The following is a 24,859-nucleotide window of genomic DNA, read 5'->3' as shown; positions in this document are numbered from 1 at the left end:
GATAATTAAAAAGCATAAAACTGAACGTCGATGGTAATAAAAAAAGACAATAACCAATCACGTAAGCGTGGAATTAAGGCATCACGGCAAAAGCTTGATGCAGCTATGCTAGCTGTTGGGCTAAAAACTCAAACCGCTTTAGCGAGAAAAATAGCCGAACAAGAAGGCCTTGCAACTCCACCGAAAGACATGGTTAACCGAGCATTTCGACAACTTCCCGTAGAGCCAATATCATTAGAACGCATTGCCGAAGCCCTTTGCGTACCAGCATACCAGTTGTATTTAACCAGTGAAGATACTGAAGAGCCTACTGCTGAACAAACAACTCAACCAATACAACCACCTGGAAACACAATAGCTAAACAACCATCTGAAGCAAGTGCTGAAACAAAGCCAAATTGGCGACGTTTAGCGTTCATTTTTATTCTCGTATTAGCAATAGTTGTAACGAGTTATCGTTTTGTTAACTCATCAACCCCTTCACAAAATACCGAGCAACAAAGCACTATGGCAAGCATCAATGCGTTTAAATTGGCCATAATAAATTCGCGAACCCCAATTAATACCTCAATTACGCATTCGCTGTCACAAAAACTGCCATCAACGGTTAAATTAGTTAAAAATTGGTCCGAGTCTGTTATGCAACTTGATCAATTAGACTGGAGCAAGTCATTAGAAGCCGATTATGTAATTACTTGGAAAATTAACACGCTTGAGCGTTTTAGCCATATTACCGTTTATATATTAGATCAGCATCAACGAATCGTACTTTATAACGATGCACTTTTAACAGCCTCAGTAGATAAACACCTTAGCGCGTTAACAGAAAGAATTTTTCAATCATTATCCTCATTTTTGCAAACAGGTACGGTGCCCGTAGCAAAAGGACTAACGTTAGAAAACGAGGCTGTAGAGCAATTTATACTCGCGATGCAGTATTTAAATCAAGAAAACACCTTAGCAAATTTATCTCGTGCAGAAACGCGTTTACAAAGAGCGATACGCATTGACTCAACGTTTGCCCGTGCTCATGGCGCACTTTGTACAACTCTATTACGCAAAGCGAGTTTATCTAGTGATATTAAAATGCTTGATGAAACCGAATCTACTTGTCGACAAGCGTTAAACCTTGCGCCCTTAGAAGAATCTTTACAAGGCATGGCAAATTATAGTCGCGCGAAAGGTAAACTTGAACAGTCTATGGCCTATCACCAAGAAATATTAGCAATAAACCCTGGCTACACTGATGCCTTATATGGCCAGTTTAAAGTATTGCAAAAACAAGCTGCAACACAAAAAAAACCTGAACTTTATAATGAAGCGATAGATATTATTAACCACGCTATTGATCAAGAACCTGAAAGCTGGCGAGGATACTTTATAAAATCACATTTACTCTATCGCTTAGGTAAACCTGTTGAAGCTATTGCAACCTTACATAATAGTGTTGAAAAAGACGAAAACTTTAATAATTTAAATAACCTAGGAACCATGTACTTTTGTCAAGGCAATATGGAACAGGCAAAAGAAGCGTTCTTAAAGGTAAACAATCTTGAACGAGATCCTAGCTGGATTATCGAACATCAGCTCGCGTCGTTATTTCAATTTTTAGGTGATACTCAAAAAGCGGTTCAATATGCCGAGCGTGGTATGGCACTGTTAGCATTAGAACAGGTTGATGGCCATTTTGACCCTTGGATCACTAAAGCGCTAGCTTATCAGGCTGATGGTAATTATACCGTGGCTCATGAAAGCTTTGCGAAGGCGTTACAAATTGCTGAAAGGTTACGTATAGCTGGAAAATCTCCAGGAAATACCGAAGTACAACTCGTTTATATCAAAGTTGCTGATGCCTATATTGATCAACATCGTATCGAGCAGCCAACGAAGCAACAATTGTTAACTGAACTTAATGAAGTTGCAAGTAAGGCAACAATACCAAATGCATTAGTTCGCTTAATGCTCGCATATGTCATGCTCGGTGAATTTGAACCTGCGCGTCCAATCTATAAACAAATAGCTGGCATGTGCCCAGGCTTTGTTAAAGATCCAATTTTAGCGCCACTTGCGAGTTAATCGATAATACAACGAATTTTGTACTCATCATAATTATGATGGGTACTCGCAAGTTTATATAACGGTATTCAGGCATTTACTAATACACCCTTTAACATATATTCGCGGTCATCAATTTTTGTTAGTTGGTGCTATCTATGAATTTACTTACGTCATTTAACTGTAGTTAACGGCAGTTAAGCTTACCTACTTATTTTAATTGCATTTTTACATGTAATAATCAAAACATATGAAAGTTTAAAGGACAATAAACATGGTACGTTTTCTCATTATGGGTTGGTTAATTTCAGCCTTACTTATTAGCATTACAGCAAGCGCAATAAATATTCCAAAAAATAGGCAAGACGTGATAAACGCCTTGCAACAAGCAAGTAAAATTTGCCAGGGAAGCTGTGAAAAAACATGCGCAACTCAAGCTGAAACTCTAAAGAATATGGCTAACTTAAATGGGAATATTCCAAAAGTTAAACAGGGAGTAAAAGCGTGCCGCGATGCTTTTGCAAACGATAGTTCCAAAAATTCATCCGCGCATTCCAGTATCTATATGAGTTTAATGATGGTTGATAGTAACCTTAATTTGATCGTTAACGCTGAGCAAGCAGCCACGAGCAATCAACAATCGGTTAAATCAGCTCCCTTGCCTAAGGTCGATCTTTCTATTCATGACCAAGCAGGACACCTTGCCCCAAATAAAGTAAAAGCCTTATACAGCCATTTATCCGCTCATTGTGAATCTTATATGAAAAGCCCTGGATTGGTTAAGATTTGTCAATCGCAATGCAAAGAAACATCAACTAAATTAGCCAATAATTTTGACAGCGTGTCAACTGCACAACAAAAAGCGAAATCAGCCCAAGGTTTACAAAATATTACTGCCCAAGGTAGTTTACGCGGTTTATTGATGACTATTGAAGGGCAATTAACTGGACAAGCTGGCGGTTGCATTCATTATTTCAATGCTTATCTTAATGAATCACAAACAACACCCGAAATTGTCACTACATTAATTGCCGCTGGCCAAGAAATAAAAGCAGGAAAATGGCCTGTAAAAGAAGCTGCAAGTTTAAATTTAGATGAGCTACTCGTAGAAGAAGAAGTCACCATTGGTGATAAAGTTAAGCAAGTGGTTGCAGTTAACGCGATTGAAAACCTTACATTCTCTGAGGCCCAAAAACTTTTTACCAATACAGATGAATTTAAAAAAATTCAATCAAGTGTCAACAAAAACGGTTTTAAACTTGACCAAATTAAAGCCTCGATGAACAAACTGGAAAAATTAAAAAACAAAATAGATTCAAATAGTTGGGAAAGAAAAGCACTGCAATTTAGTGAGTATGGCAGCCAAGCTGAATTTATCGCTGCTTTAACTCAACCATGCGATATGAACTATTTAACGACATTTAACCAAGATTCACCTTGGCTAATTCCGAACAATCAAAAATCATTTGCGCTGAATTATCAATTAAAATCCGCTTACTTACATCGTTTGTGCTTTAACGAATTACACAATGAGATCACCAGCAAGGTGGCATCAGTTAATTCTGCTAAGCAATTCAATGAATGGCAGAAAAATAACGTATCTCAAGCACCATTAAGCGGCCGTGCCACTTGCCGAGATTGCCCTCCAGATAGAGTAATGACACCAGAACAATGGTTACCTAACTGGTCGGCATACGCCAATAATAAGCAACATAAATTAAATCAAACAGCTAAAGGCAACGAAAAACAAACACAATATTTAACGTTTGTAGAACAAACATTATCACCATGGATAAAACAGCACCAACAAGAAATAAAAGGGGCGTTAAAAGTGTTAACTGCTGCAGAAAAAAGCAGTAAATTACAACAAGAAATGATGGGGAAATTTCCTGACAAGTTAATTGAAAGTAATATTCATCAACCACCTGGCAACATATACGGTTTCATCCAAAAAGCAGGAACAGCCGGTAATGATCCAAGAACAGGAAAACCAATGTTTTATCAAGCAACCCTACTTAAAAACATTGTCACTTGTGAGCAAGGAGCTTCTTTAGCAAGTGAATTGTTCAACGCGCCGGCTAACACAAGCTACCAAACATTTTTGAAAGCAACGGCTGCAATAAACCAATGCGCAGACATATTTCCAGCAATAGCAAAAACTAATTTTGAAGATTTAGATACTGCAAAATCGATGGGAAATAACGTTGTTGAGAAAGTGATAAAACAAGGTAATCTAATGCTTAGCACCCATGGTGCCATTTACAATGACTATGTCCAATTTTTAGGTTTTGATTATCTAGACCTATATGGCATGCAACGCGTTTTGCATATGCTAAAAAATGAGCGCGACAACCACAAATTAAGTGACAACACGATTAACGAGCACTTTATCGCATTAACTAAGCAGGCATTTAATACATTGACTAATATTGACTTTGACAATAAAGCAGCGATGCAAGCACTGTTAGCTAAACGTGCGCAAGCTGAAAAAGAACGCCAATTAGCATCGCGCCTTTCAGGCGAACCAGTTCAACCTGCAGAAAAACAAAACATAATAAAACCACGTAAAGTTTCAAGCAACGCATACCGATTAGATTATTTAGGCCGCTGCATGCGTAATGGCACCGCTAGTACATACAATTGTGAATGTGCGGCAAGCGCTTATGAAAAACAAATACAAAAAGCACCTGTTGTAAATGAGTATAAATTTGCACAAAGTAACGCTTTTCGCCAATGCGCTGATGAAAAAGCAATTGCCGACACACAAGCTAAACAATGTACATCGATGCAAAAATCAGGCGCATTTAAGGGTTTAAACTGCAGTTGTTTTGCCAAATCATACGGCAACGCAATAGCAAATATTATCAAAAAATCAGGAAGTGCAAATAACCGCCAAAAAAACGAAATTAGGCAAACTGCAATTAAGAGTTGTAGCTAAAGGGAAAGAACAATGATTAACATAAAAAAAATGCTGTATACAATTTTCGCCTTCAATATCTTGTTATATATACCAGCAAATAATGCGGATGAATTTCCTGTATTAACGGCTAGCAACCAAATAGATGTAGGCAATGCTCAAATATTGGCTGGCAAGCTTGAGCAAATATGTGCGTCACGATTTACAAACCCAGCACAAGCTTTCCATTGTAAATCAGCTTGTGGAGGATTATACAAAAGAGTACATACACTTTCGGCTCAAATAAATAGACAGGCAAACAAGCCTTCAATCAAGAACAGCGTTAAACAGTTAGCTCGTGACACTATTAGCTGTAATCAACAATGGCGTAATAATTTCCCTGCCGAATTTAAACCTTTTGCGCTGTTGTTAAAAAGTTTGCATGAAGGTAAGTTACCAGCGCCAGGCAAGCCAAAGGTCAACACGGTAAGTGCCCCAAGCCAATATGCACAAGTACTTAATTCATTGGTACCATCGCTATCAGCGTTAGGTAACGTGTGTCATAACTCTTTGTTTAAAGACAGTTGTTTAAAAAGTTGTGCCTTAAGTAATGATACCCAACAATTTAGCCAATCATTATCTCAAGGGTCATTCGCAAGCATCAAAAATGCCGAAAAAATGACGCCATGGATAACCTCTTTAAAAGAACAATCGACAAAGCTGCTACAAAAATCTAAATCTTGCGCCAAACATTACAGTCGAAACCCAGCGAGTTCGATTGTTTCATTACAGAAAATCACTCAATCAGTGAATGAACAGGTCAATGCTGTTTACCAAAAACAGCTTGTCGCAGAAAAACGCGCTAGAGAAGAAGCTAAACGTCAACAACAAATTGCACAAGCTAACGCTAATGCCGAAAAACAAAAGCTATTTGAACAAGAAGTCGAAAAACTGCGTAAATGCCGTACCGACAGCCCTTTTAGTGGGTATAAAGGCTGCAGTTATTTAACCGCTTTATATGACAATGATTTCAACTTAGTGATGGACATAGAATACCAATCAAGCGCTCCGTACCGCCTTGGTTGGATGGGTGAAGCAAATGCCGAAATGGCGAAAATGTTTGGTGACCTTTATGGAAGTGAAAAACAACTCAACCAAGATATAGCTAATTCATGGAAAGCATACCATTTTGTTGGTCGATTACTGGGCACGTATGCAACCTATTATCAGCATTACTTCCCGAGTTGCTTAGGGGAAAATCCAGCAGTGGTTACCTTGACAACTGAAAGGCAAAAAGAATATCGCAATGGCTTTGGTACCTTAGTTCGCACAGAAAGGTTACCGAGTAAAACTGATACGATTTATATTCCACGACGTTTGTATCCACATGTTAACTTTGCTGATATCAATAAAGATACTCAAGCTCGGGTACAAATTGCTGATATGTTGTCTGGTGCGATAAATAAGTACCCTAGGATAAACTTATTCGATGTGACTATGGGCTTAAGTGAAGCGATGAAACAGCATCGTTGTGATAGTGATGTGATCCAAAAACTAGAGCAGCAAATGTTGGCTTATCAACAACATCGAAATAGTTATAATCTTCAATTTAGCCGTTAGCCACGATTAATTACTTGTTATTTATCGATGAAAAACCTCTTAGTCAGCATTTTTTATCGAACAGAGTTGCCAGTGAAATATTTTTCATTGGCATCGCCTTTCTCCAAAGTAGTCAAAAACAAACACGCATTTTCAAAAAAATTGTTGATGAATTGTTCACATCTAAACAGTTCATTTAACAAGCATAAAGAAAATAACAGCACACTTTCATTAAGTATTGAAATTGTGGAAAATTATATTAATACAACCGATAAAACTTGGATTAATTTCCATTCCTTTCATCATAAAAATTACGATGAACTCAGGTTACTTTATTGCATTAAAAAACAGTTCACTCGTTCAAGGGTTAAACGATTGATCACCAAAAAAATACGGTGTTATTTAACCTGTTACTTTCATGAGAAAATTTCAATAGCGGCACACCCTGACGATAAAAGCTTATATCAAAAAACTAACGTTTCTTTACTAACGTCAGTGTTAAAACAACGACGCCTTTATATTAATCAACTGTACAATGAAATCAACGCGTTACTGATGCTTGATAGTCACCTTACGCAGCCTCAACTATGCAGCTTACTTATTAGTGTTATCGACAAAGCGGTAAATGAGTATCTGCGCTATACCTTTTTTCATTTAAGCAACAATTACAACACCTATATTGACCACCTTTTAACACAGATAGATACGGATTTACGCTCACACAACCATGCAGAATTATCGTCTGAAAAGATTTATGCAGCCATAAACTACCTTGAAAATAGTTTTAAACAGGTGTTACAAGAGCATCAGCAAGAACACATTAATGATTGTTAATATGTTCTATGCATCATAGCTAGATTAGTCGGGGGATTTTATTGAGATGATTTTTGATAAATCGCACAAACGGCGCCAGCTGGATCTTTTATTACCGCGTACTTATCTTGACCCATTGATTTAATATCAGTGATTAGCTCTCCACCTTTTTCCTTTGTTGCTGTTACAGCCTGTTCTATGTCTGCTACTAAAAAATATGGCAACCATGCGGCTGGTAAATCAATATTACAACCTTTAGCATGACAAATACCGGCAACAGCATCCCCACTGCCTGGAGTTAGCATGGCATAATCTTGATAGTCGCCCATCGATACCTCATTCGTTTGCCAGCCAATCACGTTCTGATAAAAATCTTTTACCTCTGTAGCATTTTGCACCGATAAATCTAACCATGCCATTTCACCAGTATTTGCTTTCATTTTATAACCCCTTGTTCTATTTATATGTCATGAGACTTCGGATTTATTGGATAATATTTCTCCGGTAACCGATTAATATGCTCAAAAAACCGTGTGTCTTTGTAGGGAAGTTTCATAAAACCAGAAATTCCCAACCCTGTGATTGTAGGTAACAATGCTAATAGTTTAGCTAATAACTTTGAAAACTCTGCTTCTTGCTCATGATTTAATAGCATTAAATAGCTATGAATTTTTAAATGCGTTTCTAACACTTCAAATATAATGCATCCGGTATGGTGAATTAAGTTTAATGTTGATAAGACTTCCATCATCTCGTCAGGCAAATAAAGATATTCATCAGGATCTTTGCCATCCTCAAAATACGAATGTAATTTTGATTCATCATCTTGTTCCGGCACATCACTGATATCAAACGGTATAACTTGCTCTGGTAGTGCAATAAAAGGTTGTTCGATAGTTTCGCGCTCAACGTGTAGTGTATTTCGAGCATTAAACAAACAACTCTTAAATACACCAGTACGAAAAATACCTTGGGCTAAATAAATCATATTATTTACTGCACTTTGAAATGATGTTTTTAAGCGCTCATCAAACAAGGTTAAATTTGAATCTATATACACACCTTCTTTTTCCCAGCGGATCGCCAAGCCCCCAACCACAGGGAAGTTACCCAAACGACTCACCGCGGCAATAAACGCTTTTTCTGTATCGCCCATGCCCATTAAATAATTTTTATAGTACTTTTCTAATTGAGCATCATTTATATTTTCTAAGGAAGCTTCATCACTTTCTTCACGCAAAAATGATTTACGAGATCCATACACTACTGTATCAATCTCTCGTGTTCGAGGTTTACACCACACGGGAATAAGTGGCTTTATCACCGGCCATGTTGGCGTTTCTGCTAGCACTGTATTTCGAAGTAATGAAAGGTGTTTGAAAAAATAATCGCCTGCTTGTTCGCGAGTTTTTCTATCATCACTTAACATCGCTTCAATAATTTGCGCTAACATTTTTGGTAAGCCAAGAGAAGTCGGCTTTATCATTTGATGCCCATAACGACATGATTGTCCTGACGCTAGCGCATATAACGTTGCGGCCATGCCTTGTTCATCAAATCGAGGAGATGACATTTCGCCATTAATTTGTTCTGGCCCAATAAAATACACATCGCCTAGCCTTGCATTAGAATTTTGCAAGTCACTGCTCATCAAATCCATGATATTGTTAGCGGTTGTTTGTCCATTAATGTCAAGTTGAGCCACTACAGCAGAGCCCCAGTCAACTAAATATAATTTGTTATCATCTTGATGGTACACAAGGTTTGACGGTTTAATATCGCCGTGAACATAAGGCTTACCTTTACTGTGAAACTTAACCGTTCGTAAATATAATAAAATATCGGCCAATTGCAGTGCGATATTCACAATTAATTCAGGCGCTAGCGGCCCAACTTGATGCGACAAGCGTTCTAAATCGATGCCAGGCGCTCTTTCCATATGCACGATCGATTGCCGTTTAATTTTATAATATTCAATTATTTTAGGGATACGGTTGTGCGTCAGCTCTCGCTGTATTTCAGCTTCTTCGGCTAGCCTGTCTTGTACGTGTTGCGGTAGATTAATGCGAGAAAATTTAAATACTTGTTCAACACCTGCTTCATTTTTTCCAGCAAATACAAAACCATAAGCACCTTTACCTATCAACTCTATATCTTCAAAGCCAAGCAATGAAAGCTGTCGTTCACAAAGCTCTACCCACTGTTTTAATTTGGTGGCATCTTTATGACTTAGCAAATATATTGACTGCTCTTCGGCAATATAAAAATGTTGTAGTTTTTTCTCTGCCACAAAATACCCGCTTTGAACATTCATGTTAAATAATTCGTATCAATACAAGTTCGTCATTTTTCTGTCATAAACCCACGGTAACATGACCTTACTTAATCAGCAGTGCTCGCTGTTAAGTGCTCTCTCTAGTAAACAAACACGTTAGTTTGCATTGTTCCTGCCTTGGTTATTTGCCAAGGCTTTTTTTTATCAACTTAGCTATTTTCTAAAAGTACATTATTCAATTCAGTTAGCTGTTGCCACACTTGGCTTGCTTGCATTTGTTGCCAATTCATCGGCTTTGTTGCTAACATCGCAGTTAATCGTGCTTTGCTTTGTTGGCGAATTGAGATATTCGCGTTATCAATCACATCAATGCATGCTTCTCGATTGTTACACAATAACAGCATATCGCACCCTGCTTCTTGTGCCGCTTCTGCTCGTTCTACATACCCACCGATGGAAGACGCACCATGCATCGATAAATCATCACTAAATATGGCACCAGAAAAGCTTAACGATTGACGTAATATTTGCTTAAGCCATATCGTTGAAAAACCCACTGATTTATCATCTACATCAGGGTAAATAACATGTGCAGGCATTACTGCATCTATCATGTTTTCAATCATTAACTGTCGAAACGGCAGTAAATCATGTTGAGAGATTTCTGCAAATGAGCGCGTATCAACTGGCATGGCAATATGTGAATCTGCTTGTACACTTCCATGACCAGGAAAATGTTTAGCCGTACATTTCATGCCGGCAGATTTCATTCCTTGAATAAAAGCGTTAGCTAACGGCGCAATTTGTTCGATGTTTTGAGAAAAAGCACGTTGACCAATAACCTCACTGACTCCGTTAACATCTAAAACAGGCGCAAAACTAATATCAATACCTACGCCTTGTACTTCCAGCGCCATTAACGCACCTGCGTTTCTCGCATATTGCTGGGCTTGTGCTACATTATTATTCGCGTATTCAATCAAGTGGCCCATGGCAGGTATTTGTGAAAAACCGTCTCTAAATCGTTGTACACGCCCTCCCTCATGATCAACACCGATCAATAACGGTTTATTGGCTGTATGTCTGATATGAGAAATTAATTCACGTATTTGTTGAACAGACTCAAAGTTTCGAGAAAAGAGGATTAACCCACCAACAAGTGGGTGCTGAACAAGCTCTTTATCTTGCTCAGTTAACGACGTGCCATGCACGTCCATCATGATCGGACCCATAATAGCCATTTATCTAAACAATAATCGGCTTACTGTACCTAATATTGCAACATTGCAAAAGTTAAATTACTTGATAACCCTACTTAACTTGGAGTGGTGCACCAACACCAGCAGAAACAAATGGAATAACTTTACGAATAACATCACCAATATCTAATGACTGATCAAAATCATTCTCAGCGATATCAATTAACGCATCACTTGATGACATGGTAAAAATGACAGTTCCCATGGTGAAATGTAACCGCCAAAAGATATCTTCAGCAGTAAGCTCAGGGAAGGCTCGCTGAACTGCTTCGACAAAGTGCGTGATAACCCCTGGGTACTGGGTGGTTAAAAACCAGCGTAAAAAACCTTGGCTATCGGTATAACCTCGTCCTAAAAGCTGTAAGAAATTACTTGTACCATTTTCACGAAAAACATTTAACGATAATAATGGCTCGATAAACGCAGAGAATACTTCAAGTAACGAAGGCTGCTGCTCTTGTTGACAAACCAATACTAAGGAGTTTTCTAAACGCGGTGCTAATTCATTCATGTACCGAGACATAACCGCTTTAATAAGTTCTTTTTTTGACCCAAAATGATAATTAACCGCAGCTAGATTTACATCAGCTAAACTTGTGATCTCGCGTAACGATGTGCCATTAAAGCCTTTATCGGCAAATAATGTTTCAGCGGCATCAAGTATTTTATTTTTAGTATCCATGGAAATCACCACATTTTACTGCTCAATTACCCCACAGTTTAAACAAGCGTTTAAAATAACGCAATAAGCGAAAGTTCAAGCTATGAATATTGATACCTCAAAGACTAAAACAGTGGCTCTCAAAATAAAGAGTTGTTCTTACATACGGTAAAGTATTCATTTATTTGTTTTATATATAGTTAAACCTTTAATCGTGAGCATATACAATATAGGTTATTGAGATCTCAAATATACGGCCTTTAATAAAAAATATGAAATATCTCAGTAAAATGAAAAGAAAATATCACATATAGTAATGTGTATGTATTCTTAGTTTATAAGCAGTAAACACATCAAATTTACTTAAGAAATAAGCAATTACAAATTTTTTTAAAATAGCTAAAGATCCTAAGATATATTTAGGTTATTATTTAATCAACTCTTGTGAATGTATTGTTCAATACTGGGAATGTGTTGGTCGTAAGAGTGTTCTAAGTTTCATGAATTTTAATAGCCCGGCATTAGTCGGGCTTTTTTTTGTCAATGTATTAATTCTTCTATTTACCTGTATTTATATATAAAACAAGCAGAGAGCATTGCACTTTTAGTTAATAACTATTACTTTTTTAATGAGCTATTAAACATAAATATATTCTTTTATACTGACATTAAATTTACAATAGGTTTACAAGTAGCATCATGAAAAAACAATTAAAAAAATCTTTCATTGCCCTATGTGTCGCAGCAACCATGGTTGGCTGCAACACTACACCCGCAACCACAACTTCACTAACTCAACAAGATGCAGAACGATTTCTCAATAATGTTGAACAGGAGCTAATAACATTAAATTTAGCCGGCGCTCGAGCAGCATGGATAAATGCCAACTTTATTACCCATGATACTAATGCACTTGCAGCAAATGCAGATCAAAAATCAACAGAGGCCGGTGTACGCTTTGCCATGGAAGCGGCAAAATTTGATGATGTTGAAGTAACAGATGATCAACGCAGAAAACTGAATATTTTAAAACAAAGCCTAGTCATGCCAGCACCGCAAGATGCTGAAAAATCAGCTAGACTGGCGACCTTAGGTTCACAACTTAATAGTATGTATGGTCGAGGCAGCTATACGACTAATTCTGGTGAAACGCTGAGTTTAGGTGACATGACATCAACAATGGCTACCTCCAGGGACTACGACGAACTATTAGAAATGTGGCAAGGTTGGCGTGAAGTCAGTCCAGAAATGAAGCCTTTATTTACCGAACAATCAGCACTGGCAAATGAAGGCGCAAAAGGTTTAGGCTACCGCGACTTAGGCACAATGTGGCGGTCAAATTATGATATGCCGGCCGATGATTTCGCCAAAGAACTAGATCGTTTATGGTTGCAAGTAAAACCTTTATATGAAGATTTGCACTGTTATGTAAAAGATAAACTAGCTGAACAATACGGTGAAGATAGAGTACCAAGCGACGAGCCAATACCGGCACATTTACTCGGTAACATGTGGGCGCAAACATGGGGCAATATTTATGATGTCGTTGCACCAGAAAATGCTGATCCTGGTTATGATGTTACTAAACAACTTGCCGCGCACCAATATGATGAAATAAAAATGGTAGAAGGTGCTGAGCACTTTTTTACCTCATTAGGGTTTGAACCATTACCGGAAACATTTTGGCAACGCTCTTTATTTACTAAACCCAAAGATCGTGACGTAGTGTGTCATGCATCCGCATGGAATTTAGACGCTAAAGATGATATTCGCATTAAAATGTGTATTCAAAAAACCGGTGAAGAATTCAATGTAATTCATCATGAATTAGGACATAACTTTTATCAACGCGCCTACAAAAACCAACCGACGCTATATCAAGGAAGTGCGAATGATGGTTTTCATGAAGCAATTGGCGATACTATCGCACTCTCTGTTACGCCTAAATACCTTAAAGAAATTGGCTTAATTGATTCAATTCCTGACGAATCAAAAGACATTGGATTATTAATGAAAATGGCGCTCGATAAAGTGGCATTTATTCCTTTTGGTTTATTAGTTGACCAATGGCGTTGGAAAGTATATTCGGGTGAAATTACCCCTGAAAATTACAATACGGCATGGTGGGAACTACGTGAAAAATATCAAGGTATCGCAGCCCCTGTAGAACGCCCAGCGAATGCATTCGATCCAGGCGCGAAATATCATGTACCAGGTGGTGTGCCATATTCTCGCTATTTCTTAGCACATATTCAGCAATTTGAATTTCATAAAGCCTTATGTGAAATTGCGGGTAACACAGACCCCATTCACCGTTGTTCAATTTACAATAACAAAGCCGCTGGTAAAGCGCTGAATGAAGTGTTAGAAATGGGTAAAAGCAAACCATGGCAGCAAGCTTATAAGGTGCTAACAGGTAGCGAACAAATGGATGCTACAGCGATCTTAGATTATTTTGCACCGTTACATAAATGGTTGAAGAAGAAAAACCAAGGTAAAAGCTGCGGTATATAGCCTATAAAAAATGGTTTCTAGAAAGGCGCCTATTATAAGGCGCCTTTTTAATGGCTGTTTGTAGCACCGACTATACAAGTTGGTTATGATTAAAAGAGATTTACCTGAACTAATGATAGTTTCATGTAATGTACCTGACCCCTTTAATTAGTTCGTTATGTCTGTTTAGGGTGTAACACGACCTTATTTCTACCTGACTCTTTTGCGCGATATAATGCCGCATCAGCGCATTCTATCCAGGCCTCATAATTTTTAATACTAGGATCGATTTCTGCCAGTCCTAAACTAATTGTATATTTAACATCAATATCATTATGTTGCACTAGCGCATCTTCAATTTCTGCACGTAAGCGTTCCGCAAAGATTTGCGCATTTTCAACAGAGGTATCTGACAGTAAAATCGCGAATTCTTCTCCACCATATCGACCTGAAACATCCGTTTCTCGTACATGTTTTCGAATCACACTAGACAAATGACGGATCACGTCATCACCTACCATGTGTCCATAATTGTCGTTAACATCTTTAAAATGATCAATATCGATCATCACTAAACTGCTTGCGTGCTGGCTACGCGTCCAACGTTTATATTCAGCTTCTAAGCATCGTTCCCAATGCGTACGATTAAACAATTTGGTTAAGCCGTCTGTTTGACTTAAGATTGCTAACTCGGCATTCGCTTGCTCAAGATCTTGTTTATGCACTGCATTATCAGTGACATCATAAACAATTAAACATAAGTGGGTAACTTCACCCGTTGACGACATTAAGGGAATAAAAGTGGTGTTTTGGTACATATAATCAGCTGTACCGGTAATTGGTCGATAGTTTTGAAACTTAAATAAATAAGGACGTTGTTCCCAAATGGTAAACGCTTTATTTTTAAGCATAAATACTGATTCTGATTTGCGCACAAACCACTCTTCTGGAATTTCTTCAAATAATGAAAAAAGCGTTTTACCTTTCACTTCTCTTGGTAATAACCCGCTATGATTCTCCATAAAACCATTCCAAATTTGTATCTGGTATTTTCGATCAAGCACAACCAAACCTACATCTATGGTATGTAGCATTTCCATTAACCAGTGTAATTCATTTATTTGCTCAGTTTCTAACGACATGTTTTTAATCCAACAGGTAGGCAATTTTATTATTTAATGTGTTCATAGAGTCTTCGGTAAACAATAACAATAGATCACATTTTATTGGATAATTTTCAATTCCATAGCTTATTTCTATTGCTAACGTTCTTCGCCATTTTGTTGAGTTAGTAGCAATTAATTCCGATATTTTACGATGTTGACCCAATACAACCGGATGCCCCTGACTAAAAGGCATATCTAACTGTTCTGAAACCCCTTTCAAACACGCGCCAATCAACACATTTGCCAAATCCATCAGCAATTCAAGCTCGGTTGTATCATCAACTTCATATTGATAATTCATTAAATCCGCTACATCTTTAAAACTTGAATCATTTAAAATAAGCAACGCTTCGCCAGAGATACCTGCGCCAATAAACCCTTGGCAAATTCCCGAAGTACTTTCATGTGCTTCAATGGCTGATAGTGCCATTGACAACTCACTCACCTCAATTAAATTAACATTTGGAATAGGTAACACCACGAATACATCAAGTAAACGTGCTAATAAATCACCAGCTTGCCCCATCGCGACATTGGCAATTTCTTGGTAACAATCGCGAATATCACCTTCTAACGGTGGTAATTGAGATGAAGACTCAACGTCAGCCGTTTCAGGAAACGAGGTAGCTACGTTCAATGGTGTTAAAGTTAATGGCTCACTAGGTTCAATTACCGAAGGTTTGTCTGCTTCGCTTTGTTGAACATCAGCATTAAACACACCAAAAGCCGCTAGTATATCGGTTAATTTTTCCTTGTTTACAGGCTTTTGTATAAAATCTAACGCCCCTAAACTAGTGACTCGTTGGTGCGCTTCAGGTTGAATATCACCAGATATCACAATCACCATTGTTGGTAAGTCTTGTTGTACAATAGCCTCTAGTACTTGATAGCCGTCCATTTCTGGCATATTTAAATCTAAAAATAGCACATCTCCTTTGCCTGCTTTAATTAACTCGATGGCCTCCAAGCCATTAGTTGCGAAACTGATCTCGACATCCCAACCATCAGGCAAAGACCTCGCGACCTGTTTTCGCGCCATATTTGAATCGTCACAAATCAACAAAGGTGTTGGCATAGAAAAACTCGTCTAACACAAAGATAATATTAATAAAAAAACATTTTCGGCTATTTTAAAGCCTTCTCAAATATAACAATAGTTATAAATCGATAAAAACACTATTTATTCGCAATTTATTTTTGTCAGAGGTACTATTTTATCTTCAACTCTTAAAAAATTTATTACATCACATGAAACAAACAACTTATTCAAGTATTTTCGCGATTCTCATCAGCCTATCGCTGCCAAGTTTAGCCAATGAACCAGTCTCGGATCCGCTACCAGAATCTTATGATCTTGTTAAGGCGGGTGATAAGTACATTACTTTAATGGGTAATCAAGTAGCTGTTGGTGATCAAGCACCTCAATTTAAAGTGGTTGATGAGATGTTTTCACCGGTTTCTCTTAGTGATTTTTCAAATATGCCCGTGTTAATCTCTGTGGTACCGAGTTTAGATACTGGCGTTTGTTCTGTTCAAACTAAGCGATTCAATGAAGAAGCGGCCAAATTAGGCGACAACTTAACTTTGCTGACTATTAGTAATGATTTACCTTATGCACAGAAGCGCTTTTGCAAAAATGAAAATATCGAACAGCTACAAGTATTATCAGACAGTGTTTGGCGCGATTTTGGTAAAAAATATGGCCTACTGATCAAAGATATGGGGTTATTAACACGCGCAATATTCGTCATTGATGCTACCGGTAAAGTCACTTATAAAGAGCTTGTTGCAGATATTTCACAACACCCTGATTACGATGCAGCACTCAGCGCATTAGCAGCCGTAAAAATGGCAGATGAAAAAAAATAAAAACTTTTTAACTTTATTTTCAGTGAATTAAGAAATAAAAAAACAAAAATTTAAATTTTATCCTTGAATAAAAGCATATTAACCCTATCTATTAATTGTAGTCGCTGAAAGGGGCTACAATTAACCGCCTGTTCACTATTGAAAGGCACTTTATAAAAGTTATGCGAGTACGATGAAATACGCGGCGAGAACCTCGAGCGACATTCAACGCACAACTTTATTTATTAACATATTGCTTAACAGAGGATATGAATTATGCGTACAACAACAGATTTTAGCCCACTTTACCGTTCATTTATCGGTTTCGATCACTTAGCTGGATTATTAGACAAAGCATCTCGTGCTGATAAACAATCGTCTTATCCCCCTTATAACATTGAATTACTTGCTGAAGATCAATACAGAATTACCATGGCTGTTGCAGGTTTCGCTGAAGAAGAGCTAGCGATACAATCTGAACACAACAACTTGGTCATTACTGGCACTAAAGCAGGTGAAGCAGATAAAACTGACAGAAAATTTTTACATCAAGGCATTGCAGAACGAAATTTTGAACGAAAATTTCAATTAGGCGACCATGTTAAGGTGGTTGGTGCCTTTATGGAAAATGGCTTACTGCACGTTGATTTACAGCGTGAAATTCCAGAAGCGTTAAAACCACGAAAAATCGCCATTAATGGTAAAAGCTTATTAAATGACAACTCGAATTAACATAAGCTAAACTGATTTTCTCCCTTATTTTTTGCCCGGTTATTCACCGGGCTTTTTTTGTTGATTTAAAAATTGGCTGAACAAGGTTACCGTCTCTTGTGGATGAGAAACTGGCGCCATATGACCATGTTCAACGTACTGCACATGAGCATTAGAAAGATGCTTAGCAATTAACTGACTTAATACTTTACTCAAAGGTCTGGTTTGTTCCCCTATCACTAATAAACACGGACATAATAACTGACTCAAGTCTGTCAGCTGATACCTTTGATCTAATATTCCTTGAAAATCTGCATGAACCTTAGGCATCGCAACTGCCATTTGTTGTTGAACTTTTACCGGTAAGTGTTGAAAAAACTGTTCGCCATTCCAAAAATTAACAAATGCCGCTGCTGCCTCTGTACTTTCTAATTGGCGTAATTGCTGTGAAAACTCACTCACTTGCTGAAAATACTGAGCTTGTTCCTGTTCAAGTAAATGAAAGGCAACCGGTTCAAATAAAGATAAACTGGCTACTCGCTCCTTGTGTTGCATCGCCCAAGCTAATGCAATTGCCCCACCACACGAATGACCAACAAGATGAATGGGCGTTTGAATATTTTCTTGAAGTAAACACTGATCAATGCGGGTTAGCTCATCTTCGAAGGTATAACTAAGGAGATCTTCAGGTAAGTCAGCATCACCATAACCAAGTAAATCAACATTAATCAAGGTAAAGCTATCTTGCAATTGAAAACATAATGGTAACCATTGCTTACTACTACTGAGTGAACTATGCAATAAAACAATCGCAGGACCTTGTCCTAATACTTTGATACCTTGCATATCTGAAACACTACCTTTTCATATCAACATCGTAAAATTTTGCACATTTTAACAAGAGATATGATTAAATAACTAGGTCGAAAGCAAGAAATAAAGAGAAGCATGAATATAACATTAACCAACAAAAGCGCACTAGTGTGCGGTAGCAGCCAAGGTATTGGAAAAGCATGTGCAATCGAACTAGCATCACTGGGTGCTAACGTCACCTTATTTGCACGTAATGAACAATCACTCAATACGGTGTTGGCGTTATTAGACACTAGTCAAGGCCAACAACATCATGTATTAGTTGCTGATTTTTCTCAGCCTGAACAAGTGAAAGATGCTGTTATAGCAAATATAGAAAAGCATGGCGGCATTGATATTCTCATTAATAATACTGGCGGACCAGCGCCAGGACCTGCGAATACCGCTGACGCGCAAGCGTTTATTGATGCCTTTCAATTACATTTGGTGTCAAACCACCATTTAGTACAGGCCGTTATTCCACACATGAAAAAAACAGGTTATGGACGAATAATTAACGTTATTTCAACATCAGTAAAACAACCATTACCAAACTTAGGTGTTTCCAATACAATACGTGGTGCAGTAGCAAGTTGGGCTAAAACCTTAGCCAATGAATTAGGGCCGTTTGGTATTACAGTAAACAACGTGTTGCCAGGCGCAACAGCCACTGCCAGATTAGACGCGATTATCGAAGGTAAAGCAGCAAAGCAAAACATTAGTATTGAGCAAGCTACCGAAAATGAAAAATCTCACATCCCAATGAGACGATTTGCGCAACCTGAAGAATTTGCCGCTGCAGCGGCATTTTTAGCATCGCCTAGCGCGGGTTACATTACTGGTATTAATTTACCCGTCGATGGTGGTAGAACATCTAGCCTGTAATCGCTAAAAAGGTAAGGTAAATAGTAACTCGCTAAGATCAGGCTGCCATTGAAACTCTTTAAGACTGATCTTAGCCCCTACTACCACAATTTGTTCTTCTTGTAGCAACGCTTTTTGCCGTTCAAACCCTTCGCTGCCGGACGGTAACGATATTCTCCCTTGTGCGTTAATCACACGAAACCAAGGAACAGCTTTATTTTGCCAACCGCTATCAGGTACATAACCAAGCGCTTTACCCACTAATCTCGCGCGGCCTGGTAAGCCAGCTAAATCAGCAATTTGTCCATAGGTCGCCACTTTACCAACCGGAATGAATTGAACCGTTTGCCAAATTCGTTGGTAATTGCCGATGTTAACCATTACCAGGGTAATACTTCGCCATTTGAATGTTTAAACACGCCTGTTTCAGCCATTGATTGTTGCTCTATTAACTTAACGATACGACCAGCGGCTTCATTAGCACTAATATCACCGCCCATATTGACCATTTCAGTTTGAACAAAACCAGGATGATATACACCAACAGAGATATCTTGAGGAGCTAGGTCTTTCGATAACGACATTGACGCCGCATTTAAAGCAGCCTTTGACATACGATAGCCATAACGACCACCTGAACCATTATCCGCGATAGAGCCCATTCTAGAAGTGATCATCGCTATTTTACTACCGGTAACTAACTGAGGCAGTAAACGTTCCACAACTAATAGCGGCGCTAATGCATTAACATCAAACTGCTCTTTTATTGTGGCTGTGTTTAATTGACCTAATTGTTCGTCTCTTAGAATACCCGCATTGCAAATTAATACGTTAATACTCTCGTTAGATAATGCCTCAGCCATCACTGTTAAGCCTTGCTCGGTGGCAACATCAACCCCATTGACTACCTTGACATTTAACGCATCTAACGCCGCTGAGCTTTGACGACATAATGCGATAACGTTATCACCCTGTTCTGCGAAAATCGTCGCCATGGCAAGTCCAATTCCACGGTTAGCGCCAGTAATTACTACAGTGTTTTTCATTTCACTTCCTCTGTTTGTTATTAATGAAACCTTATGTACTATATGGCAACACGCTAAACATTATTCAAGGATAGTTTATGAGTATTGATCGGATCCAACAGCTAACCACGCTTCAAACAGCGCGTTTTGACCTAGCCTTAATGACTTCAGATGATTTTAATCTGTTTCAACAGTTACAAACTGATCCAAGATTAATGCAGTACATAGGGCCAATACTTGAACCACAAGCATTAGCTGAAAAGTTTTCACAAAGAATCAAGCCTTGGCAACGCGAGGAAGATCATTGGTTGACCTTTAAAATTACAGAAAAAATATCACAATCTGCTGTTGGCAGTCTCGGTTTTCGTATTGAAGACTTAGCGCAGCGGCGTGCTGAAATAGGTTATTTACTATTAGAAAAACACCAAGGAAAGGGCATTATTCCAGAGGTTGGTTGTTGCCTGATAGAATTTCTCTTTCAACAGGTTGGCGTTCATAAAGTTGTCGCCTATTGTTACGCCAAAAATATTGGTAGTTGGAAAGTCATGGAAAAACTCGGTATGCAGAAAGAGGCACACTTTCGTGCTCATACTTTACTCAATAATCAATGGCATGATGAATTTATTTACGCACTGCTTGCTAGCGAACACATTACTAAAACTGAATAAGTGTGATTATCCAAAAAGGCTGACGGTATAATTAACAAGCGATATTGTCGTATCTACATTAACAATTTATCCCCCATATGAGTACTAAGACCGACTACTGAAGCAACTCTAATTTTATAACCGTAATGCCACAGTTTGTACTTTTTATCTTCGTCATATACTGAACGATCAACGCTGTATAAATAATTTGCTTGAGTGGTGACAGATTAAGGTTAAGCGACGAAAGTCTAGTGCCCCTGAACAACCTAAGGATAGACTGCTTCAGGAAGTGATGAGAGCACACTAAGAGAGCCTCAATATGCGTTTATCGTAAACGATTTAAACGGCTTAACGACATAGCGAAGTAATAGGTTTTGCTGATTAGAAACAATTAGCTGCCTAACAACAGTTAAGAAAACTCTATTGACCATTGACGAGCAGAGGTTCATTTATACTAGGCATTAGTACACCGCATAAGTTTAATACCACCTACATCCGTTGTAAAACCGAAACTTGAATAAAATGCTTCCATTTCAGGTAAGCAATATAACTCAAAGTGTTTTACCTTTTGTAGTTTCTTATGCTTTTTAACTAAAGTCATTAGCTTTTGCCCTAAACCATTACCACGATGAGCTTTACTTACAATGACATCAAAGATAATTGCTTTATATATAAAATCACTAATCACACGAGTAAAGCCTATTAAACTATCATCGTCATCGAGAATGCCAATACAAATTTGAGAGCCTTGAATGCAATTTACTGTATCTTCGAGTGAGCGTTCTTTACCCCACCAGACTTCTTTATACAATTGATGGACTTGCTTCATTTGATTAGCAGTAAAATTAGAAATTATCGTCATACTTGAATAAATACCTAGCGCCTATTAGTGACTTGTTATTTTTTTATATCACAATATATTATATATGGGTACTCTTCGGGTTTTGAATTATGGCTAAAAATACAAGTGTTACACTGGGTGTTCATCTTATAAACCAACAACTTAACACTGGTCGTTATGGCTCGGCAAGTGAAGTTATTAGAGCTAGATTAAGAACATTAGCATTTAAGTGGATAAGGATATTATTTAGGTGCTGGAAAACAAATACAGCGTATGATGAGTCAACCTATCTAGAAGCGTTGAAAAATAAAGGTTCACCGTTGTTGAAATTTGCAGTGGAAAGCAAGGTTTAATGCTTGCTGTCCACCTCAGGACGTGTTGTTAGCTTTACCAACTCTTGAATGGGATTTTTGATGTTCTAACATTAACATCACTGAAACCAGCTGATTTTAGCAACATAGACACTGAATTAGAGCAATTATGTGAACTTGCGTTAGGGCCAATAATAACTTCACCAATAGCCTCTTTAGAGAAACTCAAAATAGGTAATGTAATATATGGAATCAAATGACTAATTCCTGCTCGAAAATTGATTGAACAAGTAGGATTTTCAGCGGTAATTCTCCATTCAGATTCTTCATGAAAACCAACGTCTTTAAATAAAGGAGCTAACTTAGTTATTGAATTACATAAATTATTTAAAGCGGCATCTGCTTGATTTTTTCCATCACCTTTTGTGACATATTGCTGATAATTTAACTCATGATCTACTCTGCCTTTGCTATCAAAAGCATCATAATCTTCTCTACTAACGGCAGGCTTAGGAAATTCAGCTTGGCATTGTTGTATCAACGCGCTCATCTTTTGAAACTGTTCACTCTCATTGTATATACACTTATTCAAATTTAAGCCATTATCTTTACAAAACGCTTCTAAAATTTCACGTTTAAAGCCAATACAAACCCCTCTTCCAGGTGGGCAATAACCTCTCCACTGACTTAATAAATCAGGTTTTTCGCTGAACGATGAAACATAAACATCATTATGTTTCATGTCGTCTAAAGCTTTACGAATAGAAAATCCGAATGGCGATAAATAATCATCATCCATATAGATGTTATTAGATAATGAAATTGGAGCATTTAGAGCATGAATATATTCAGTAGAGTCATTCAAGTATTTACAGTGACTAGCCCAAACACTATTGCCGTTAATAATTCCAATTAGTCCATCAAGACTCGTATAGTGATAAAGCATCTGTAATCCTTGTAAAGCTAACGAGCCTGTAGAATAACTCGTTATTGTTATTTTTTAATTCAAATACTCTAACTTCATTAATTCTTTTTAACAATCAAAAACGTTTACGTTTTTGCCGATCTTTATTTTTTGTACCTGATAATTGCAATATGTCTGATTTGATGTATTTTTGAGTGAAATTAAGGTGTTATTACTGAGGGTTTTACTGAATATCAGCTTTAATGTAGGTGGTTTCTTAGTTTTTCAATATTGTGAACCAAGCAATACATTTGCCATTGGGTATTTACTTTCTCTTGCCCTCGTAAGGTAAACTTATTCATGCCTTTGTTGATTGTAATATTGCCAAATACGGGCTCGATTGTCCCTAACCGCTTACTGTATTGTCGTCGTCCTATTGGGCTATCTATCTTAACTTTCATTTTGTCACCATAACTTCGCTTTTTTCGTGACGCCTTATTTTTGAATTGAACTTGTCTTCCTCTATCCTTCGGTGGTTTACGCATACACTGCTGTTGTAGAGAGCATACCTTGCAGTCCTTTAAGTAACCACAGAATCGCGTGTATTGTTGACTATGGTTACTTACATTTATCCCACTGCACCACATGTCATTTCCCGCTGGGCATCGGCAAGTTTGCGTTGCTTCATCATAATGAAAATCACTTGAGGTGAATAATCGTGGTTTGCCTTTACTGCGTTTAAATCGACGCTTTTCCTGCTCCGTTTCATAGGTTTCACTCTCTTTAAAGAGCGGATTTCTTTTTCTAAATTGATGGTCTGCTATATAAGTATCAAAACCACTTTGTGCCATAAACTCAAGATTCGCTTCACTATTGAAGCCACTGTCTGCTGTAAACTTTATTGTTTGCGCGTTTGTCTGTTGTTGAGTATTAAGTTTATCAAGCTGCTGTTTTAATTGCATGACCGCTGGCTGTAACGTTTGTTGCTCACCAACCGAGCCCCACGCCTGTGCTTGTAAGATTATTTGATGTTTATCATCGTTAATTGCAATGCCGTTGTAACCTTGAATGGTACCTTTTGAGGTGGTCATCTTAGCGCTGTCTGGATCAGTGATATTACTTTTAACAGGCTTGCCTTTGCTACCTGTTTTTTCTTGATGCGTAGCTAGAAATCGGGTGATTTTCTCAGCACTTTTATCCAGCTTTTCTTTTTGCTTTAAGTCCTGTGTTATTAGCGCTTCATTTAAGCTATCTTGAGATTGATGACGTTCGATAATACGTTTACTTGCTCGCGCTAGTTTCGCTTTTTTTCGTGCTAGTTCAGTAAATGTTCCGCTCCACTCTTTGCTCGCATTTGATTTTAGCTTGCAGCCATCAATGGCAAACATGTTGCGGCCTATTAAACCTTCTTTGTCACATATCATTAGCACTTGGGTAAACAGCGGCTCTATCTGGTCTTTCATTCGGGCAACAAACGAAGCTATTGAGGTGTAATGAGGTTGCACATCACCCGATAAACTCATGAAGGTAATGTTAGTTTCACATGCATTAGCAATACGGCGACTGCTGATAAAACCACGAGAGTAACCAAAGAGAATGATTTTTAGCATCACAGACGGTGAATAGGCAGCTGCACCGC

22 protein-coding genes are annotated in these 24,859 nt (G+C 37.9%); 10 read left to right on the top strand and 12 right to left on the bottom strand.

What is annotated here, in order from left to right:
• Nucleotides 1–30: 30 nt before the first annotated feature.
• The 4 genes from Q4489_RS15590 (at nt 31) to Q4489_RS15575 (ending at nt 7,384) form a co-directional block, all read left to right on the top strand.
• Nucleotides 31–2,076, top strand: a complete 2,046-nt coding sequence (locus tag Q4489_RS15590) for a hypothetical protein (protein ID WP_303482038.1) — start codon at nt 31–33, stop codon at nt 2,074–2,076.
• Nucleotides 2,077–2,329: 253 nt separating this feature from the next.
• Entirely contained in the window at nt 2,330–4,993 is a 2,664-nt protein-coding gene (locus tag Q4489_RS15585) for a hypothetical protein (RefSeq protein WP_303482036.1), read from the top strand.
• A 12-nt stretch (nt 4,994–5,005) separates the two neighbouring features.
• On the top strand, nt 5,006–6,571 hold the full coding sequence (locus Q4489_RS15580) for a hypothetical protein (RefSeq protein ID WP_303482033.1): 1,566 nt from the start codon (nt 5,006–5,008) through the stop codon (nt 6,569–6,571).
• Between the two features lie 354 nt (nt 6,572–6,925).
• Nucleotides 6,926–7,384, top strand: coding sequence for a hypothetical protein (locus tag Q4489_RS15575; protein ID WP_303482032.1), 459 nt, complete (start codon nt 6,926–6,928; stop codon nt 7,382–7,384).
• A gap of 38 nt (nt 7,385–7,422) precedes the next feature.
• Here Q4489_RS15575 and Q4489_RS15570 read toward each other — a convergent pair whose 3' ends face one another.
• From Q4489_RS15570 to Q4489_RS15555, 4 genes are all read right to left on the bottom strand, one after another.
• A complete protein-coding gene (locus Q4489_RS15570) occupies nt 7,423–7,803 on the bottom strand; it encodes a VOC family protein (RefSeq protein WP_303482029.1) in 381 nt (126 codons plus the stop codon).
• Between the two features lie 20 nt (nt 7,804–7,823).
• A complete protein-coding gene (locus Q4489_RS15565; RefSeq protein ID WP_303482026.1) occupies nt 7,824–9,677 on the bottom strand; it encodes a protein kinase in 1,854 nt (617 codons plus the stop codon).
• 170 nt (nt 9,678–9,847) lie between these two features.
• Nucleotides 9,848–10,879 carry a beta-N-acetylhexosaminidase gene (gene nagZ, locus Q4489_RS15560; RefSeq protein ID WP_303482023.1) on the bottom strand — a complete coding sequence of 344 codons (1,032 nt, stop codon included), beginning with the start codon at nt 10,877–10,879 and terminating at the stop codon, nt 9,848–9,850.
• 70 nt (nt 10,880–10,949) lie between these two features.
• Entirely contained in the window at nt 10,950–11,579 is a 630-nt protein-coding gene (locus Q4489_RS15555; protein ID WP_303482020.1) for a TetR/AcrR family transcriptional regulator, read from the bottom strand.
• Nucleotides 11,580–12,257: 678 nt separating this feature from the next.
• Between Q4489_RS15555 and Q4489_RS15550 the strand changes: the two genes are divergently transcribed.
• Nucleotides 12,258–14,072 carry a M2 family metallopeptidase gene (locus Q4489_RS15550; RefSeq protein WP_303482018.1) on the top strand — a complete coding sequence of 605 codons (1,815 nt, stop codon included), beginning with the start codon at nt 12,258–12,260 and terminating at the stop codon, nt 14,070–14,072.
• A gap of 155 nt (nt 14,073–14,227) precedes the next feature.
• Here Q4489_RS15550 and Q4489_RS15545 read toward each other — a convergent pair whose 3' ends face one another.
• Entirely contained in the window at nt 14,228–15,193 is a 966-nt protein-coding gene (locus Q4489_RS15545) for a diguanylate cyclase (protein WP_303482015.1), read from the bottom strand.
• A gap of 4 nt (nt 15,194–15,197) precedes the next feature.
• Complete coding sequence (locus tag Q4489_RS15540) at nt 15,198–16,292, bottom strand: response regulator (RefSeq protein WP_303482013.1); 1,095 nt, start codon at nt 16,290–16,292, stop codon at nt 15,198–15,200.
• A gap of 173 nt (nt 16,293–16,465) precedes the next feature.
• Here Q4489_RS15540 and tpx point away from each other — a divergent pair, with 173 nt between their 5' ends.
• Both tpx and Q4489_RS15530 read left to right on the top strand, forming a co-directional pair.
• A complete protein-coding gene (gene tpx, locus Q4489_RS15535; RefSeq protein ID WP_303482011.1) occupies nt 16,466–17,086 on the top strand; it encodes a thiol peroxidase in 621 nt (206 codons plus the stop codon).
• Nucleotides 17,087–17,341: 255 nt separating this feature from the next.
• The gene (locus tag Q4489_RS15530) at nt 17,342–17,797 is read left to right on the top strand and encodes an Hsp20 family protein (protein WP_303482009.1); all 456 of its coding nucleotides are present in this window, start codon (nt 17,342–17,344) and stop codon (nt 17,795–17,797) included.
• Nucleotides 17,798–17,836: 39 nt separating this feature from the next.
• Here Q4489_RS15530 and Q4489_RS15525 read toward each other — a convergent pair whose 3' ends face one another.
• Nucleotides 17,837–18,622 carry an alpha/beta fold hydrolase gene (locus Q4489_RS15525; RefSeq protein WP_303482006.1) on the bottom strand — a complete coding sequence of 262 codons (786 nt, stop codon included), beginning with the start codon at nt 18,620–18,622 and terminating at the stop codon, nt 17,837–17,839.
• Between the two features lie 102 nt (nt 18,623–18,724).
• Here Q4489_RS15525 and Q4489_RS15520 point away from each other — a divergent pair, with 102 nt between their 5' ends.
• Complete coding sequence (locus Q4489_RS15520) at nt 18,725–19,513, top strand: SDR family oxidoreductase (protein ID WP_303482003.1); 789 nt, start codon at nt 18,725–18,727, stop codon at nt 19,511–19,513.
• Between the two features lie 3 nt (nt 19,514–19,516).
• Here Q4489_RS15520 and Q4489_RS15515 read toward each other — a convergent pair whose 3' ends face one another.
• Together Q4489_RS15515 and Q4489_RS15510 are read right to left on the bottom strand one after the other, a co-directional pair.
• Nucleotides 19,517–19,873 (bottom strand): MGMT family protein, encoded by a 357-nt coding sequence (locus Q4489_RS15515; RefSeq protein ID WP_303482000.1) that lies wholly within the window; start codon nt 19,871–19,873, stop codon nt 19,517–19,519.
• Nucleotides 19,873–20,538: an SDR family oxidoreductase gene (locus tag Q4489_RS15510; protein WP_303481998.1), complete on the bottom strand. Its 666-nt coding sequence runs from the start codon at nt 20,536–20,538 to the stop codon at nt 19,873–19,875. Before Q4489_RS15510 ends, Q4489_RS15515 begins: the two co-directional genes overlap by 1 nt.
• 77 nt (nt 20,539–20,615) lie before the next feature.
• Between Q4489_RS15510 and Q4489_RS15505 the strand changes: the two genes are divergently transcribed.
• Entirely contained in the window at nt 20,616–21,185 is a 570-nt protein-coding gene (locus tag Q4489_RS15505; protein WP_303481995.1) for a GNAT family N-acetyltransferase, read from the top strand.
• A gap of 433 nt (nt 21,186–21,618) precedes the next feature.
• On the opposite strand, the gene Q4489_RS15500 is transcribed toward Q4489_RS15505, so the two are convergent.
• Nucleotides 21,619–22,026 (bottom strand): GNAT family N-acetyltransferase, encoded by a 408-nt coding sequence (locus tag Q4489_RS15500; protein ID WP_303481993.1) that lies wholly within the window; start codon nt 22,024–22,026, stop codon nt 21,619–21,621.
• Between the two features lie 89 nt (nt 22,027–22,115).
• Between Q4489_RS15500 and Q4489_RS15495 the strand changes: the two genes are divergently transcribed.
• Nucleotides 22,116–22,358: a type II toxin-antitoxin system ParD family antitoxin gene (locus tag Q4489_RS15495; RefSeq protein WP_303481992.1), complete on the top strand. Its 243-nt coding sequence runs from the start codon at nt 22,116–22,118 to the stop codon at nt 22,356–22,358.
• 34 nt (nt 22,359–22,392) lie between these two features.
• Here the strand turns inward: Q4489_RS15495 and Q4489_RS15490 are convergent, their stop codons facing one another.
• Together Q4489_RS15490 and Q4489_RS15485 are read right to left on the bottom strand one after the other, a co-directional pair.
• Nucleotides 22,393–23,262, bottom strand: coding sequence for a DUF2971 domain-containing protein (locus Q4489_RS15490; protein ID WP_303481990.1), 870 nt, complete (start codon nt 23,260–23,262; stop codon nt 22,393–22,395).
• Nucleotides 23,263–23,480: 218 nt separating this feature from the next.
• Nucleotides 23,481–24,859: transposase (locus Q4489_RS15485; protein ID WP_303481988.1), on the bottom strand; the 1,379-nt coding region annotated here is incomplete at its 5' end.

It is taken from the genome of Thalassotalea sp. 1_MG-2023 (genome assembly GCF_030546745.1).
Taxonomy (GTDB): domain Bacteria; phylum Pseudomonadota; class Gammaproteobacteria; order Enterobacterales; family Alteromonadaceae; genus Thalassotalea_C.
This window is presented reverse-complemented; position numbering and strand designations above follow the sequence as displayed.